Annotated in this window: 13 protein-coding genes and 1 pseudogene; 9 read left to right on the top strand and 5 right to left on the bottom strand. The window is 66.0% G+C overall.

The window, feature by feature from the left end:
- Nucleotides 1-146 precede the first annotated feature (146 nt).
- Entirely contained in the window at nucleotides 147-530 is a 384-nt protein-coding gene (locus C5F75_RS31600; RefSeq protein WP_060011169.1) for a hypothetical protein, read from the bottom strand.
- Nucleotides 531-702: 172 nt separating this feature from the next.
- Entirely contained in the window at nucleotides 703-2,166 is a 1,464-nt protein-coding gene (locus tag C5F75_RS31595) for a DEAD/DEAH box helicase (protein WP_060011167.1), read from the bottom strand.
- A gap of 51 nt (nucleotides 2,167-2,217) precedes the next feature.
- Here C5F75_RS31595 and C5F75_RS37435 point away from each other — a divergent pair.
- The 7 genes and pseudogenes from C5F75_RS37435 to C5F75_RS31560 all read left to right on the top strand — a co-directional run.
- Nucleotides 2,218-2,523, top strand: a pseudogene (locus C5F75_RS37435) (hypothetical protein); the annotation flags it as partial.
- 22 nt (nucleotides 2,524-2,545) lie between these two features.
- Nucleotides 2,546-2,950, top strand: coding sequence for a GlcG/HbpS family heme-binding protein (locus tag C5F75_RS31585; protein WP_059581533.1), 405 nt, complete (start codon nucleotides 2,546-2,548; stop codon nucleotides 2,948-2,950).
- Between the two features lie 39 nt (nucleotides 2,951-2,989).
- Entirely contained in the window at nucleotides 2,990-5,164 is a 2,175-nt protein-coding gene (locus C5F75_RS31580; protein ID WP_104013296.1) for a malate synthase G, read from the top strand.
- Between the two features lie 573 nt (nucleotides 5,165-5,737).
- Entirely contained in the window at nucleotides 5,738-7,306 is a 1,569-nt protein-coding gene (locus C5F75_RS31575) for a sensor domain-containing diguanylate cyclase (RefSeq protein WP_059581528.1), read from the top strand.
- Nucleotides 7,307-7,485: 179 nt separating this feature from the next.
- Nucleotides 7,486-8,871 carry a cache domain-containing protein gene (locus C5F75_RS31570; protein WP_060011165.1) on the top strand — a complete coding sequence of 462 codons (1,386 nt, stop codon included), beginning with the start codon at nucleotides 7,486-7,488 and terminating at the stop codon, nucleotides 8,869-8,871.
- A gap of 31 nt (nucleotides 8,872-8,902) precedes the next feature.
- Complete coding sequence (locus tag C5F75_RS31565; protein WP_060011164.1) at nucleotides 8,903-9,547, top strand: response regulator; 645 nt, start codon at nucleotides 8,903-8,905, stop codon at nucleotides 9,545-9,547.
- 347 nt (nucleotides 9,548-9,894) lie between these two features.
- Complete coding sequence (locus C5F75_RS31560; RefSeq protein ID WP_081075343.1) at nucleotides 9,895-10,113, top strand: hypothetical protein; 219 nt, start codon at nucleotides 9,895-9,897, stop codon at nucleotides 10,111-10,113.
- 253 nt (nucleotides 10,114-10,366) lie between these two features.
- On the opposite strand, the gene C5F75_RS31555 is transcribed toward C5F75_RS31560, so the two are convergent.
- A complete protein-coding gene (locus C5F75_RS31555; RefSeq protein ID WP_059581520.1) occupies nucleotides 10,367-10,963 on the bottom strand; it encodes an MlaC/ttg2D family ABC transporter substrate-binding protein in 597 nt (198 codons plus the stop codon).
- A 327-nt stretch (nucleotides 10,964-11,290) separates the two neighbouring features.
- On the opposite strand from C5F75_RS31555, the gene hpnN reads away from it, so the two are divergent.
- Complete coding sequence (hpnN, locus tag C5F75_RS31550; RefSeq protein ID WP_104013295.1) at nucleotides 11,291-13,924, top strand: hopanoid transporter HpnN; 2,634 nt, start codon at nucleotides 11,291-11,293, stop codon at nucleotides 13,922-13,924.
- Nucleotides 13,917-14,921: an MlaA family lipoprotein gene (locus C5F75_RS31545; RefSeq protein WP_104013294.1), complete on the top strand. Its 1,005-nt coding sequence runs from the start codon at nucleotides 13,917-13,919 to the stop codon at nucleotides 14,919-14,921. The genes hpnN and C5F75_RS31545 overlap by 8 nt, the downstream gene beginning before the upstream one ends.
- A 482-nt stretch (nucleotides 14,922-15,403) precedes the next feature.
- Here C5F75_RS31545 and C5F75_RS31540 read toward each other — a convergent pair whose 3' ends face one another.
- Nucleotides 15,404-15,997, bottom strand: coding sequence for a peptidoglycan recognition protein family protein (locus tag C5F75_RS31540; protein WP_104013293.1), 594 nt, complete (start codon nucleotides 15,995-15,997; stop codon nucleotides 15,404-15,406).
- 14 nt (nucleotides 15,998-16,011) lie between these two features.
- Nucleotides 16,012-16,494 (bottom strand): Hcp family type VI secretion system effector, encoded by a 483-nt coding sequence (locus tag C5F75_RS31535; RefSeq protein ID WP_104013292.1) that lies wholly within the window; start codon nucleotides 16,492-16,494, stop codon nucleotides 16,012-16,014.
- Between the last annotated feature and the right edge of the window lie 428 nt (nucleotides 16,495-16,922).

Here is a 16,922-nt window from a genome sequence, read left to right as displayed (position 1 = left end):
GGCAACCCTGGCCCGCCGTTCAGCTTCAACACCGTCCACGAATCGGATGAGCGAGAAGACCGATATGAACGGCGAGCGTCCGATACGTGGTGCGGAGCCGACCTTCACAACGGCGCGCCCAACGTACCGGCGAATGACAGGCCCGGTCAGAGATCTCCGCGCACTTCACCCGTTCCCAGCGCGTTCCGCTGCCGGTTGACTTCCGCCCACAGTTCATCGCTGTCGTCGTCGCGCAGCACGACCATCCAGTCCAGTTGATCGTCGGTCACGCCGAAGTACTCCAGAATTTCCCGCCGAACCCCATCGATGAACTGCGCGTATTCCGGCGTGGCCTGCGCTCGCGCGTGCAGGGCGTCGTATTCCGCATCGTCCACGCCGCCGCCGTGCTCGTCGATATAGCGCGAGATCCACTGGTCTCGTTCGTGGTCGTAATCGGCTTCGGCGCGCATCGCTTGCACGGCCGTGTAGAAATCCAGTTGGGCAAACGCGGCGATCGCCGCCGTTGTCGCCTCGTCGAATGTCGTCGTCATTCCATCTCTCACTTCAGTCATCGCACATCATCGGTCACGCCGCGAAGCTTCTATCGCGGGCGGTTTCAGGTCGCTCACGAGAAACCCGGCAGCGCTGTTCCGAACCACCCGTATGCGTTCACGGCATCGGACAGCTCGATCGTATCGGGCACGTCGAAAGCGAAGGATCGGGCTATCTGGACGGTTTGCCAGGTTTGCCGCGACCACCCGCAGTTTTGCCCGCAGTTTTGCCCGCAGCCTTTCCCGCCGCCGGCTTGCCCGCCGGCTTGCCGCGCGGCTTGTGCACGCTGAACGGGCTGCCGACGGTGTAGTCCGTTCCCGTGCCGACGGCTGGCTTCGCATGCTGCGCCGCGGGCTTGCGCTTGCCTTCGCTCCCTTGCGTAGGCGGCTTCTTGCCCGGCGCCTGCCTGGCGACCGGCACGGCTTGCGGCACTTTGGGCTTCTTCGGCTTTTTGGGTTTCTTGATGATCTGACCCGTCGCGCTGGTTTCCGGCACGCGGTGTTCGGCTTCGAAACCCGGCTCTTCTTCCCGACGCAGCGTCTGCCGGATCAGCGCTTCGATCGCGGCCAGTTGCGGCGCTTCATCGGCGCACACGAGGGACACGGCCACGCCGCTCGCGCCCGCTCGGCCGGTACGGCCGATACGGTGCACGTAGTCTTGCGCGACGATCGGCAGATCGACGTTGATCACCAGCGGCAGATCGTCGATATCCAGCCCGCGCGCCGCCACATCGGTGGCGACCAGCATCTGCACTTCACCCGTCTTGAAGCGCTCCAGCGCACGCAAACGCGCGGGTTGCGGCTTGTCGCCGTGGATCGTATCGACCGCATAGCCGGCTTTCTCCAGCATGAGCGCCAGATAATCGACGCCATTGCGGGTCTTGACGAACACCAGCGCGTGTTCCCACTTGTTTTGGGCCACCAGGTGCATGAAGAGCTCTGGCTTGTTCCGCTTGTCGACCGTCACCACCCACTGCTTGATCTTGCTGGCCGCGGCGTTGGGCGGGCTGACGCTGATATCGACCGGGCTGCGCAGAATGCCGGCCGCCATCTTGCGGATTTCGTCCGAAAACGTGGCCGAGAACAGCAGCGTCTGGCGCCTGGCGGGCAACGCGGCAAAGACCGCGTCGAGTTCGCGCGCGAAGCCGAGATCGAGCATGCGGTCGGCTTCATCGAGCACGAGCGTCTGCACCTGATCGAACTGCACGGCGTTCTGGCGATTGAGGTCCAGCAAACGGCCGGGCGTCGCCACGAGCACGTCGACGCCCTTGCGCAGCTTCATCATCTGCGGATTGATGCTCACGCCGCCGTAGGCGGCCAGAAATCGCAGATCGAGGCCTTTGCCGTACTCGACGAAGCTTTGCAGCACCTGCTCGGCCAGTTCACGTGTCGGCACCAGCACCAGCACGCGCGCACGGTTGCTGGATACCGCCGGGCCGTGTTGCGCCAGCCGTTGCAAGAGCGGCAGCGCGAAACCGGCCGTCTTGCCGGTGCCGGTCTGTGCGGCGGCCATGACGTCCTTGCCGCCGAGCACGGCGGGAATCGCCTTGGCCTGCACCGGCGTGGGTGTCTGGTAATTGAGGCCCTGCAGATTACGCAGCAACGGCTCGATCAGGCCAAGCGAGGCAAAAGACATGGACGTGTTCCGGGCTAAAACCGCAATTCTAGCGGTTACCGCGCCGGCCAAGCCCCGCCCGCTCAGGTCCGGCCGTCGAGCCGCAACGTCGACGCGTGGTGGCCCGCGATCGAAGCCGGTGCGGCAGCGATCGCCGCCGACCGCAAGCGGCTGCGGCAAGTTCATGAAGGAATACGGCGGCCTGTCGCGCTCCGACCCCGTCCGTGCGGAGAAGGCGCGCGGGCGTCGGCGCGCTCGCGCGCACGGCCGGACCTGATTGTCACCGCCAACGTCGGCTGCCAGACTCATCGGAATGGCGCGAGCCGCACACCCGTGCGCCACTGGATCGAGCGCGTCGACAACCGGCTGGTCGACTGACCGCCTATTCCCGAGGAACGCCATGCAAACGAAACCCGAACTCGAACTGGCCGATGCCGAGCGCATGCTCGCCGCGGCCCGCGCGGAAGCGGAACGCCACGGCTGGGCCGTGTCGATCGCCGTCGTCGACGACGGCGGCCACCTGCTCGCGTTCGCGCGGCTGAACGGCGCATCGCCGGCCAGCAGCTGCATCGCGCAGGACAAGGCGCGCGCGGCGGCGCTCGGCCGTCGCGAGACGAAGGCGTATGAGGATATGATCAACGGTGGCCGCACCGCGTTTCTGAGCGCGCCGCTGACGGGCTTGCTCGAAGGCGGCGTGCCGGTCACGGTCGGCGGCCGGATCGCGGGCGCGATCGGCGTGTCTGGCGTAAAGTCCGAACAGGACGCGCAGATCGCCCGCGCCGGCACACAGAGCGTCGCGGAATAACCAGCCAAACCGCGCGCATTTTCCCCGGGAGGATTCACGATGATCGACCAAGCAGGACTGCAAGTCGCGCCAGCGCTGAGCCAGTTCATTGAAAACGAAGCGCTGCCGGGCACCGGCATCGACAAGGCCGCGTTCTGGAGCGGTTTCTCGGCCCTGGTGCACGACCTCGCGCCGCGCAACCGCGAGCTGCTCGCCGAACGCGACCGCCTGCAGCAGGAACTCGACGCGTGGCATCGCGCGCACCCCGGCCCGGTACGCGACCATGCCGCGTATCGCGCATTCCTCGAACAAATCGGCTACCTCGTGCCGGTCCCGTCGAACGTCACGGCAGCCACCGCGAACGTCGACAGCGAGATCGCCACGCAGGCCGGCCCGCAGCTCGTCGTGCCGCTGTCGAACGCGCGCTATGCACTGAACGCCGCGAACGCGCGCTGGGGCAGCCTGTACGACGCGCTGTACGGCACCGACGCGCTGCCGGAAGACGGCGGCGCCGAACGCACCGCGGCCTACAACCCGACGCGCGGCCAGCGCGTGATCGACTACGCGCGCGACGTGCTCGACAACGCCGCGCCGCTCGCGAGCGGCTCGCACCGCGACGCGCTGCGCTACCGCGTGCAGGACGGCCAGCTCGCGGTGGAAACCGCGAAGGGCGACGTCGGGCTCGCGCAGCCGGCGCAGTTCGTCGGCTACCAGGGCGCGGCCGGTGCGCCGTCCGCGATCCTGCTCAAGCACAACGGCCTGCACCTCGAGATCCAGATCGATGCATCCACGCCGGTCGGCCGCGCCGATCTCGCGAACGTGAAGGACGTCGTGCTCGAGGCCGCGGTCAGCACGATCATCGACTGCGAGGATTCGGTCGCGGCGGTCGACGCGGACGACAAGGTCCAGCTCTACCGCAACTGGCTCGGCCTGATGCAGGGCACGCTGGTCGAGGAAGTCGCGAAGGGCGGCAAGACCTTCACGCGCCGGCTGAACGCCGATCGCGAGTACACGACGCCCGCCGGCGGCACGCTGTCGCTGCACGGCCGCTCGCTGCTGTTCGTGCGCAACGTCGGCCACCTGATGACCAACGGCGCGGTGCTCGACCGCGACGGCAACGAGATTCCGGAAGGCATCCTCGACGGCGTCGTCACGACGCTGTGCGCGCTGCACGACCTGAAGGCGAAGCGCAACTCGCGCACGGGCTCGATCTACATCGTGAAGCCGAAGATGCACGGCCCGGCCGAAGTCGCGTTCGCCGATACGCTGTTCGCGCGCATCGAGGATCTGTACGGCCTGCCGCGCAACACGCTGAAGATGGGCATCATGGACGAGGAGCGCCGCACCAGCGTGAACCTCGCCGCGTGTATCGCCGCCGCCGCCGCGCGCGTCGCGTTCATCAACACCGGCTTCCTCGATCGCACCGGCGACGAGATGCACACCGCGATGGAAGCGGGCCCGATGATCCGCAAGGGCGACATGAAATCGTCGGCGTGGATCCAGTCGTACGAGCGCAACAACGTGCTCGCGGGCTTGTCGGCCGGCCTGCGCGGCCGCGCGCAGATCGGCAAGGGCATGTGGGCGATGCCGGACCTGATGCACGCGATGCTCGAGCAGAAGATCGCGCATCCGCGCGCCGGCGCGAACACCGCATGGGTGCCGTCGCCGACCGCGGCGACGCTGCACGCGCTGCACTACCACCTCGTCGACGTGCAGGCCGTCCAGCAGGCACTCGAGAAAACGCCGTACGCGAGCGAGCGCGACGCGCTGCTCGAAGGGCTGCTGACCGTGCCGGTCGTCGAGCGCGCCGCGTGGAGCGAGGCCGAGATCCTGAGCGAGGTCGAGAACAACGCGCAGGGCATCCTCGGCTACGTCGTGCGCTGGGTCGAACAGGGCGTGGGTTGCTCGAAGGTGCCGGACATCCACGACGTCGGCCTGATGGAAGATCGCGCGACGCTGCGCATCTCGAGCCAGCACATCGCGAACTGGCTGCGCCACGGCGTGATCACCGAGGCGTTCGTACTCGACGTGTTCAAGCGGATGGCCCGCGTCGTCGACCAGCAGAATGCCGGCGATCCGAACTATCGCCCGATGGCGCCCGAATACGACCAGTCGACCGCGTTCAAGGCCGCGTGCGCGCTCGCGCTGCAAGGCACGTCGCAGCCGAGCGGCTATACCGAGCCGCTGCTGCACCGGTTCCGGCTCGCGTTCAAGGCGCAGCAGCACGGCGCATGAACCTGCGCATGCGGGCTCGTCCCGCATGCCGGGCGCCGCATGCCAGTGGTACTCCGGCCTTGCGAAACGGGCGGCCCTCGCGGCTGCCCGTTTTCACATGGGTATTCACCCGACCGTTGAAACCGATAATCGGCGCATATCGCGCGCTTTCGCGTGCGACGCCCGCCCGCCGTTAATCCGCCGATCCGCCGGTATCCGCGGCCGGAAGCCGCGCGGACTTTCCCGCCGCACCGCAATGCCTTGCTCAGCAACGATCCGCCCGATATTTGCAAGCGCGGGATTACCCCATAATTTGACCCCGATCAACCGGTCGCAACATTTTCCGCGCACGCAAACACGCGCGTTATACTCCGTGGCATTCGCATCGCGCGATTTGTCAGATCGTCGAATTGCAGCCGATGTTACCTGTGAATATCGGGTTTATCTGGCCGCGATTGTCGATAATCGGTGCCCGTTTTCTCCGCTGGACGGAAGGCATGCACGGGCAGGGCTGCGCACCGGGTCGCCACCGGTAGCCATACGAACAATCGCATCGGCACGCCGCCCGGCGACGATGCCCCCGATCCACGGACCATGGCCGAAACCAACTACGCAATGCCCAGCGAATCCGGCGTGACGAGCCGTATCGCCGCTCATCTGCGCCGGTTGTTGCTGCCGCACCTGATCTTCTACACGGGGCTGCTGATCGCGCTGATCCTGCTGCTCCTGTGCGCGATCGTGCTGTACGAAGGCCGTATCGACGCGCGCGACCGCTCGCGCAGCATGCAGCAGAACCTCGCGCTGATGGCGGCGTGGGACATCGAACGCAACATCGAGATCTATTCGCTGTCGCTGCAGGCGGTCGTCGACGGCGCGAACGACCCCGAGGTCGCCAGGCTGCCGATGCCGCTGCGCCGCCAGGTGCTGTTCGACCGCTCGACGACGGCCAAGTACCTCGGCGGCATCTACGTGCTCGACGCGAAAGGCGACATCGCGGTCGACGGCATGAGCGACGTGCCGCGCAAGGCCAACTTCGGCAACGAGCCGTACTTCGCCGTGCACCGCGACCGCCCCGACGTCGGCCTGTACGTCAGCCCCCCGTATCATTCGCGGCTGCGCGGCGGCTCGCCGAGCATCGCGCTCAGCCGGCGGATCACGCGGCCCGACGGGTCGTTCGGCGGCGTCGCGGTGATGTCGATCCGGCTCGAATATTTCCAGAACCTGTTCTCGCGCCTGTCGCTCGGCGATCGCGGCTCGGTCGCGCTGATCAACACGGACGGCAGGATGGTCGCGCGCGAGCCGTACGACCCCAGGATCGTCGGCCGCGACATCAGCCGCGCGAGTACGTTCCGGCAATTCATGACCGCCAGCGAAGGCAGCTTCGCCGACACCGCGTCGATCGACGGCGTGCGGCGCCTGTACGTGTTCCGGCACCTCGATCACCTGCCGCTCATCGTCATGGTCGCGCGCTCGGAAGCGGACACCTACGCCGCGTGGTACGACCGTGCGATCCCGATCGGCTCCGCGATGGTGGCGCTTGCGATCGGCTTCGTCGGCCTGTCGCTGCTGCTCGACGTGCAACTGCGCAAACGCCATCGCGCCGAAACCGAGCTGCAGGCGCTCGCGCGCACCGATGGCCTGACGGGCCTCGACAACCGCCGGATGCTCGACGTCACGCTCGCGCGCGAATGGCGGCGCGCCGCGCGCTCGCAACATCCGCTGTCGCTGCTGTTCATCGACGTCGATTACTTCAAGCACTACAACGACACGCAGGGTCACCAGGCCGGCGACGACGCGCTCGCCGCGGTCGGCCACTGCATCGCCGGCTGCCTGCGCCGCCCGGCCGACTATGCGGCGCGCTACGGCGGCGAGGAATTCGTCGTGGTGCTGCCGGATATCGATAGCGACGGCGCGGCGACGATCGCCGAAACGATCCGCACCGGCATCCTCGATCTCGGCATCCGGCACGACGCCGGCACGGTCGGCCGGCTGACCGTGAGCATCGGCGTGACGACCAGTTATCCCGAACGCGACGACAACATCCAGGCCGCGCTGAAGCTCGCCGACGATGCGCTGTATCGGGCGAAGGAAGGCGGGCGCAACCGCGTCGTCGTGCAGACGGCGGCCACGCCGCCCGTCGATCTCGAATCGCGGCGGGCCTGAGCGTACGGGCAGCGGCGAGGCAGCCGCCGCCCGCCTGCAAAATCGCCGACAATATCGGCTCGATACGCCGCCGCGCGGCCGATGCGCCCGGCCGGCCCGCGCCTGTCGGCAGCGCCCCGGCCGCGCCTAGCCGGCCGCGCCTGGCCGGCCGCGCCGCTTCACGGCCGCTTCGCACCACCATGAGACTCAAGGCAAAGATCTTCCTTCTGGCCATCGTGCCGTTTCTGCTCACGATCGCCGGCATCGGCTTCGGTGTGCGCCACCAGGCGACGTCGCTCGCGCGCACGCAGCACGCGACGATCCAGGCCGCGTACCTGTCGAGCAAGGAAGTCGAGCTGAAACACTACGTCGAGCTCGCGACGAGCGCGATCATGCCGCTCTACGACGCGAGCGGCCGCAATGCGCGCGACGACGCGCTGCTGCGCACGCAGGCGCTCGCGATGCTGCAGAAGATGGATTTCGGCCCCGACGGCTATTTCTTCGTCTACGACCTGCACGGCAATTCGCTGATGCATCCGCGCGAGCCGGAGCGCGTCGGCCACAACTTCTGGTCGATGCGCGACCCGCAAGGCGCGCTCACCATCCAGAAGCTGATCGGCGCGGCGTCGCAGGGCGGCGGCTACGTGCGCTACGCATGGCAGCGGCCGTCGACGGGCCGCGTCGCGCCGAAGCTCGGCTACGTCGTCGCGCTCGAGCGCTGGGGCTGGATGGTCGGCACCGGCATCTATCTCGACGACGTCGACACCGCGCTGCAGCGCATCGACGCGCGCGCGTCCGCGAACATCGAGCGCACGATGAGCTGGCTGACCGCGATCGCGCTCACCGGCGCGGCGGCGATCGCCGTGTGCGCGCTGGTGCTGAACGTCAGCGAGTCGCGCAGCGCCGACGCGAAGCTGAAGCTGCTCGCGCAGCGCGTCGTCGAATCGCAGGAGCAGGAACGCGCGCGGCTGTCGCGCGAGCTGCACGACGGGATCAGCCAGATGATGGTGTCCGCGAAGCTGATGCTCGAATCCGCGCTCGCGCGCTTCGAGCGCGGCGCGTCGCGCGTGCCGGAAGCCGAGCAGGCGCTCGCGTCGGGCGTCGGGCGGCTCGGCGACACGCTGCGCGAAGTCCGGCGCATCTCGCATGCGCTGCGGCCGTCGATGCTCGACGATCTCGGCCTCGCGGCCGCGCTCGAACAACTCGTGCGCGAGCTCGGCGCCGAAAGCGGCATCGACATCGGCTATACGCAGGTCGCGCACAGCGGCACGCGGCCGCTGCCCGAAGCCGTCAATACCGCGCTGTTCCGGATCGCGCAGGAAGCGCTGAGCAACATCGTGCATCATGCGCGGGCGTCGCGCGCGGCCGTCACGCTGGACGTCGGCGCGCAATCCGTCACGCTGACCATCGCCGACAACGGCTGCGGCTTCGACGCCGAACGCTCGCAGGCCGACGCGAGCCGCGGCATCGGCCTGCGCAACATGCGCGAACGCCTCGACGCGCTCGGCGGCACGCTGACGATCACGTCGCAGGTCGGCCACACCGTCGTGGCCGCGCGCGTGCCGCTGCGGCGTGCCGCCGCCTGAGCACGCGCACCCTAACCGGAGACTTTTGCCCATGAGCGCCCCCGATACCGCCCGGCCCGCCGCGCGACTGCTGCTCGTCGACGATCACCCGCTCGTGCGCGACGGCTTGCGGATGCGGCTCGAAGCCGCCGACCTGTCGGTGGTCGGCGAGGCCGGCAACGCGGACGAGGCGCTCGCGCTCGCCGCGTCGCTCGAACCCGATCTCGCGCTGATGGACGTCGGCATGAACGGAATGAACGGCATCACGCTCGCGGGCGTATTCCACGAGCGTTTTCCGGGCATTCGCGTGCTGATGCTGTCGATGCACGACAACGTCGAGTACGTGACGCAGGCGGTGCGCGCCGGCGCGAGCGGCTATCTGCTGAAGGATTCGCCCGCGAGCGAGATCGTCCGCGCGATCGGTGCGGTGCTGGCCGGGCAGACCTTCTTCAGCGAAGGGCTGGCCGCGCGGATGATCCAGGCCAGCGCGACGGCGTCGCCGCTGGACCGGTTGACGCCGCGCGAACGCGACATCCTCGACATGTTGGCCGAAGGGCTATCGAGCAAGCAGATCGCGCAGCAGACGGGGCTGTCGGTACGCACGGTCGAGACGCATCGGCTCAACCTGAAGCGCAAGCTGGAGATCGAAGGGCAGGCCGAGCTGATCAAGTTCGCGGTCGAGCATCGGCGGCGGTAGGGTGACACCGGGGCGGCTTGCACCCCCGCGCCAAGACCGTCGCGCGAACGGCCACAAACCCGCAGCGCGCAATACGCCAGCGCGTCTGCCTTGCGCCACGCGCAATTCGCTCGTCCGATTTCATACTTGTCCAATCGCCCCCTCGCTGGATAGATGACACTATTCCGGTGGCCACGACATTCGAATCGAATGCCGGTGGCACGCGAACGGCCATCTACGTGCCCTACCGCCTTCAATTGCATTTGAAAATGCATCCCGAAATATTCGACGCGGAAAATCCGGCGCGTGCAACGTATGCGCGCAAAGGGCTCGCGTGTACTCGCCGCCGATATAGCTGAGGTCGCAACGTGAAACTGGGTTCGTACGCGTGGTGGAAGGACCGGTTACTGCTTTTGCTGGTTGCGTTTTTGTGCGCCGGGCTGGCGAGCGCGTTTGCCCGAATGTCGGGAAAGAATGCACCGACGATCATCCTGGCAATTACGGTCTTCGCACTGCTTATCGATAACCGCAGGCTTCGCAAGGCGCTGCGGCAAATCACCGACGAAAATCGACGACGCGAGCCGTGAGCGGGGCATGCCGCACGGCGGCCATTCATGCCATGGCGAGGCAGCCTGCTGGATGACGGAACCTGCCGTCCGGCGCTTTGCCGAACGGATTGTCACCGCAAACTCGCAGCGTCCGGCCCGGCATCGATCGGCTTGCGCCGAGGCGGGCGGATATTGCCCGGCCACGGCGCAATGTGAAACGCCCCGGCAGCATCCGCGGCCGGGGCGTCATGGTTTGCGAGCCACATTTCAGTCGCGCATCGCGCGGCAGCCGTCAATTCGTCCGCGAGTTGTGCTTCTGCAGATACGCGATCAGGCCGTCGATCCCGCCCGCCGCGAGCTGGCTCTTGAACTGGCCCTGGTAGACCTGGATCAGCCACGCACCCGACATGTCGATGTCGTAGATCTTCCAGTCGTTGCCGACCTTGCCGAGACGATAGCCGACCGACTGGCTGTCGCCGGGCGTCGTCACCGTCGACTGCACGAGCGCGTCGGCGCCCGATGCGCCGCCCGGCTTGAACGAGAACTTCGCGTCCTGGTTGCCGAGCTGCGCGAGCGACGCGGCGTAGGTGCGCGTCATCAGCAGCCTGAACTGCTTGTACAGCTCCTGCTGCTGTTGCGGCGTGGCCTGCTTCCATGCGTCGCCGACCGCGATGCGGGTCGTGCGCTCGAAGTTCGTCACGGGCAGGAAGCGCTGCTCGACGACTTGCGTGATTTTCGCCATGTCACCGCCGCGCGCGGCCGGATCGGCCTTCATCGCATTGACGGTGCCCTCGACCGCCGTGCGGACGACATCGACCGGCGCGCTCTGCGCGAAAGCGGAAACCGACACGGCGGCCGCCGCGACGAAAGCAAACAGATGACGTTTCATACGAATTTCGCACTCGATGGAAAAAAACGGCCGGCTCTTTGCATCGGCCGGTGGAGCAAAGTATACCGGGCCCGACGCCCCGGTGCCGCCCGGTGACCGACTGTTACCTTTCAGCGCCGTTTGTCACAGGCGCTCGGCCGCATGTCGGCGCGTCGCCGCGCCCCATTATGTAAATATCCCCATACAAATGAACCGACCGCGCACTCCGATTGCGACGCCGGAAGCAAATATCCTTCCCGCCCCGAATCTCCCCACCGTCACGACCGTCGCCGCGCCGCGCCGGTATACTTGGCTACTTTGCCCTAGCCAGCCGCTCCCCACCGCCACATGGTGACATCTCTCATCGTCCGACTCGTTGCGTGGTCGGTGCGCCGCCCCGTCTGGGTCGTCGTCCTGTCGCTCGTCATCGCCGCCTTCAGCGGCGTCTACGTCGCGCAGCATTTCAAGATCAACACCGACATCAGCAAGCTCGTCGATGCGGAACCGCAATGGGCCGCGCTCAGCCAGGCCGTCGACAAGGCGTTCCCGCAACGCAACGGCACGATCCTCGCGGTCGTCGAGGCGCCCGCGCCGGAATTCGCGACTGCCGCCGCGCATGCGCTGGCCGAAGCGCTGCAGAAGGATGCCGCCGCCGGCCGCATCGGCCCGGTCGCGGAACCGGGCGGCGGGCCGTTCTTCGAGCACAACGGGCTGCTGTTCCTGTCGCCGCAGGAAGTCTCCGATACGACCGCCCAGCTCGCGAGCGCGCGCCCGCTCGTCAACGAACTCGCGAAGAACCCGAGCCTCACGGGGCTCGCCACCACGCTGTCCACCACGCTCGGCCAGCCGCTCCTGACCGGCCAGGTGAAGCTGCCCGCGATGGCGAAGCTGCTCGCGCGCAGCGCCGCGACGGTCGACGACGTGCTGGCCGGCAAGCCGGCCGCGTTCTCGTGGCGCGCGCTGGTCGACAACGATGCCGCGCGGCAGCCCGCGCGCGCGTTCGTCACCGTGCAGCCGGTGGTCAACTACGGCGCGCTGAAGGCCGGCGCGGCAACGAGCCAGGCGATCCGCGACGCGGCCCGGTCGCTCGATCTCGACAAGCGCTACGGCGCGGCCGTGCGCCTGACCGGCGAACAGCCGCTCGCCGACGACGAATTCGCGTCGGTCGAAGACGGCGCCGCGCTCAACGGCGTGCTCACGCTGCTCGCCGTACTCGTGATCCTGTGGCTCGCGCTGCGCTCGAAGCGGATGATCGGCTCGGTGCTCGTCACGCTGTTCGTCGGCCTCGTCGTGACGGCCGCGCTCGGCCTCGCGATGGTCGGCTCGCTGAACATGATCTCGGTCGCGTTCATGGTGCTGTTCGTCGGCCTCGGCGTCGATTTCTCGATCCAGTACGGCGTGAAGTACCGCGAGGAACGCTTCCGCGATCAACGCATCGATCACGCGCTGATCGGCGCCGCGCACTCGATGGGCATGCCGCTCGCGCTGGCCACCACAGCGGTCGCGGCGAGCTTCTTCTCGTTCATTCCCACGGCCTATCGCGGCGTGTCCGAGCTCGGCCTGATCGCGGGCGTCGGGATGTTCGTCGCGCTGCTGACCACGCTCACGCTGCTGCCCGCGCTGCTGCGCCTGTTCGCGCCGCCGGGCGAATCGAAGACACCGGGCTTCCCGTGGCTCGCGCCGGTCGACGATTATCTCGATCGCCATCGCAAGCCGATCCTGATCGGCACGCTGGCGGTCGTGATCGGCGCGCTGCCGCTGCTCGCGTTCCTGCATTTCGACTTCAACCCGCTGCACCTGAAGGATCCGAACAGCGAATCGATGGCGACGCTGCTCGCGCTGAAGGATTCGCCGGAAGCCGCCGTCAACGACGTCACGCTGCTCGCGCCGTCGCTTGCCGAAGCCGACGCGGCCGCGAAGCGCCTCGACGCGCTGCCCGAAGTGGGCCGCACGACCACGCTGTCGACCTTCATCCCCGCCGACCAGCCGGCCAAGCGCGCGGCGATCGCGGCGGCCGCGAGCGAGCTGCTGCCCGCACTGACGCAGCCGGCCGCGCCGCCCGCGACCGACGCGCAGCGCGTAGCCGCGCTCAAGCGCGTGTCGGACCTGTTGAGCTATGCGGCCGAAGATCACCCGGGCCCGGGCGCGGCCGCCGCGCAGCACCTGTCCGCGTCGCTCGCGAAGCTCGCCGCCGCCGACAGCGCGACGCGCGACCGTGCCGAACGGGCGTTCTCCGATACGCTGCGCATCGCGCTGAACCAGCTCGCCGCGCTGCTGCAGCCGCAGGACATCACGCGCGAATCGCTGCCGCCGCAGGTCGTGCGCGACTGGGTCGCGCCGGACGGCCATGCGCTCGTGCAGATCTCGCCGAAGGTGCCGAAGGGCGTCGACCCGAACGACGACACGATGCTGCGCCGTTTCGCGAAGGCCGTGAAGGCCGCGGAGCCGGGCGCGACCGGCGGGCCGATCTCGATCCTGCATTCGGCCGACACGATTATCAACGCGTTCCTGCATGCGGCGCTGTGGTCGATCATCTCGATCACGATCCTGCTGTGGGTCACGCTGCGCCGCTTCGGCGACGTGCTGCGCACGCTGGTGCCGCTGCTCGTGTCGGGCATCGTGACGCTCGAGATGTGCGTCGTGCTCGGCATGTCGCTGAACTTCGCGAACATCATCGCGCTGCCGCTGATGCTCGGCGTCGGCGTCGCGTTCAAGGTGTATTTCGTGATGGCGTGGCGCGCGGGGCAGACGGGGCTGCTGCATTCGAGCCTCACGCACGCCGTGCTGTTCAGCGCCGCGACGACGGCGACCGCCTTCGGCAGCCTGTGGCTGTCGCACCATCCGGGCACGTCGAGCATGGGCAAGCTGCTCGCGCTGGCCCTGACCTGCACGCTGATCGGTGCCGTGGTGTTCCAGCCCGTCCTGATGGGCAAACCGCGCGTCAAGCGCGCCAAGAACCAATCGCAAGGAATCAATGAATAAGGTGCGAATCATTGCGGCGACCGTCGCCGCCAGCGCGATGCTGACCGGCTGCGCGACGGGACCGAACCGCAATCCCAACGACCCGCTCGAGCCGATGAACCGGGCGATGTACAAGTTCAACGACACGGTCGACACGAACATCGCCCAGCCGATCGCGAAGGGTTACCAGAAAGTCACGCCGACGCCGGTGCGCACCGCGATCAGCAACTTCTTCTCGAACCTCGGCGATCTCGGCAACATGGCGAACAACCTGCTGCAGTTGCGCATCACCGATGCGACGCAGGATCTGATGCGCGTGGCGATGAACTCGCTGTTCGGCGTCGCCGGCCTGATCGACATCGCGACGCCGGCCGGGCTGCCGAAGCATCACCAGGATTTCGGGCTGACGATGGCGCGCTGGGGCATGCCGTCCGGCCCGTACCTCGTGCTGCCGGTGTTCGGGCCGAGCACGATCCGCGACGGCGTCGGCCGTGCGGTGGACGTGCGCTTCAACCTGCTGAACTACATCGAGCCGGCCGCGCGCAATCCGATGTACATCGCGCAGTTCATCAGCGCGCGCTCGGACCTGCTCGGCGCGACCGACCTGCTGAAGCAGGCCGCGCTCGATCCGTATTCGTTCGTGCGCGACGCGTACCTGCAGCAGCGCAAGTCGCTCACGTATCGCGGCCAGTCGACATCGGCCGCGGCGCCGAACTACAACGAGCCGGGCGAAGCGGGCGCCGTGCCGGCCGCGACGCCGGGCGTGCCGGGGCTGCCGAACTACGAGGATCCGGGCGATGCGGGCGGCACATCGGGCGCCACGCCGAACAACGCGCCGGCGGCACCTGGATTGCCGCAGTACGACGATCCCGGCGCGGACAGTGCGATGCCGGCGAGTACGCCTGCTGCGGCACCGGCGGCAGCATCGTCGGGCGCCACCACGGCGCCGGCCGCCAACGGCGCGCCGATCGCGCCGGCGATGCCGACGCTGCCCGCGAGCGGTCCGGCCGCGCAGTAACGCCGCAACGGCGGCCGCGCACAAACGAAGAGCGCTGCGTGATGCAGCGCTCTTTTTTTTCACACCGGGCCTGGCAACCTAGCATTCCCCAACGTCGCCCAGCCCATAAGTACAAGCAAACGGGTCGTACCATTTATTGTTTTTATAAAAAAGCGTTACTGCATCGCCTCTCGTGAAGATAAATGTAGCAACGCCACTTGAAGATAGATCCCACTTCCCCGAACTGCCGTCATCGAATTTCAAAGTCCCCGCCGCATAACACGAAGAATACCGTTCGTGAGAAAACATATATCCCTCGACCGGATATGCTCTCGTGAAGAAATTCCTGATCTGCTTAACCGTGGGCCGAAATCTCTTACAGACCTCCAACGCATCAGCCTCTCTGCTCTTCCCGGATTCGAGAATCTCGATATCCCTCACCCCTCTCGCCTGCGAAGAGGAACAGAACAAGAAAATACACACAAGAAAAAAATACCTACACATCAATCCCATTTTGCAGTTCCCGCTTCAGTTTCCCTCTTGTACGACACCTCAGGATGTCTGTATATCTCGGAAAAAGATATTCCTAATGTTTCGCAAAGCTCCTTTACGAGCCACCTCAATGAATCATTTTGCCTGTCATTTACCACTTCGTATATTTTCGTTTCTCTATCCATTCGACCGACGATTTCTATCCCAATAGAGTCCGCATTTCCCGGATACCTATCCGGAAAACCCTTCCTATACTCCATCCCCGATAATTTTGCATATTTCCCCGCCATATCAGATACCCTTTTAAATTCGGATGGACTACACTTCCTTTCCATAAGGCACCGAGATTTGAGCAACCCGACATGGTTGGTTCTCTTGTACACTGAAGCGGTTTGATATATAGCCCCACTCTTGTCTATCAGGAAGTGCGCTCCGTTTGCCCCACTTGCTGCATAGCTATTAAATGTACTATCAGCCGTGGTCCCGTCAGTTTGGTGAACAACGATTCCATTCACCTTTGCCATCGCGCTTCGCTCAATTGTCGAAAAAATCCTGACCTCGATGCGCTCCGCATCGACATGGCCTTGTTTTGAAATAAACAGCATTGCGCCCCCTGTCGTTAAATAGTCATGTTGGCCTTGATGTCGTAGCCCATGCTCACCGTTCCGCCATTTCCTCCCCGCGAGTTCTGAACCAGATATTCCTGTCTCACTTGGGAGAAGGATAGTCGAACCGCCTCGCGCGGAATTCTCATATTGGTGGTACTAACCTGACTAACCTTGGTAACAAGTACGTCCTCCATCGTGACCCTGAGGTATTCGAGCGGCGTACCGCCAGCTTTGCGCATAACCAGCACCGCACGCTCAATATGCCTTCCTGTCAGGCAGCACTGGATAAGATTCGGTGTGGCACGGTCGATGTAGTGCTCGAAAGTCAGGTCGTCGACGATACTTCTGCCTGCTCCGCCACCACTTCCCATATGCATATTGGATTGCTGACTCACCGACCAATCCCACGTCAGCACTTCAATTTCATTCGAGTGATCTGCATCGAGCGATTCGCCCGCTATGCCCGCCAGCTTCAAGAAAATGTCTTGCGCCATTCGCCTCTCTCGCTCGGTAAATAAGAAAACCAAATCAATTCGAACGATGAAAGATGGGGCCCGACGCGTCAATCAGACAAAATCGAAAAGCAGGATCCAATTGCGTCGACGCACAGCCCACCGGAATGAGTCCGTGGGCACGCGCTTATACCGGGATGAACCTGGAGCAAAAGAAGCTCACCGGGGTATTGACTGCCGATGAGCGACGGGATATCGGATGGTTGAGCGCCGACGGGTTACACAATGGCAAATAGTGCCCACCATACCGACGCACAAGCGCGAACACACTCTGCGTACGATGCCCGCGCGATTCCCGTTCGAGATTCGGGAATCTCATACGGACGGCTGTTCCGGAGACACCCACTCCGCTGCGGCTGCCATGCCGGTGCAGGCGCGCGCCGACTTCATGCGCTCGCGGCTGCGGCGCG

Origin of the sequence: Burkholderia anthinoferrum (assembly GCF_002925705.1) — a bacterium.
Classification (GTDB): domain Bacteria; phylum Pseudomonadota; class Gammaproteobacteria; order Burkholderiales; family Burkholderiaceae; genus Burkholderia; species Burkholderia semiarida.
This window is presented reverse-complemented; position numbering and strand designations above follow the sequence as displayed.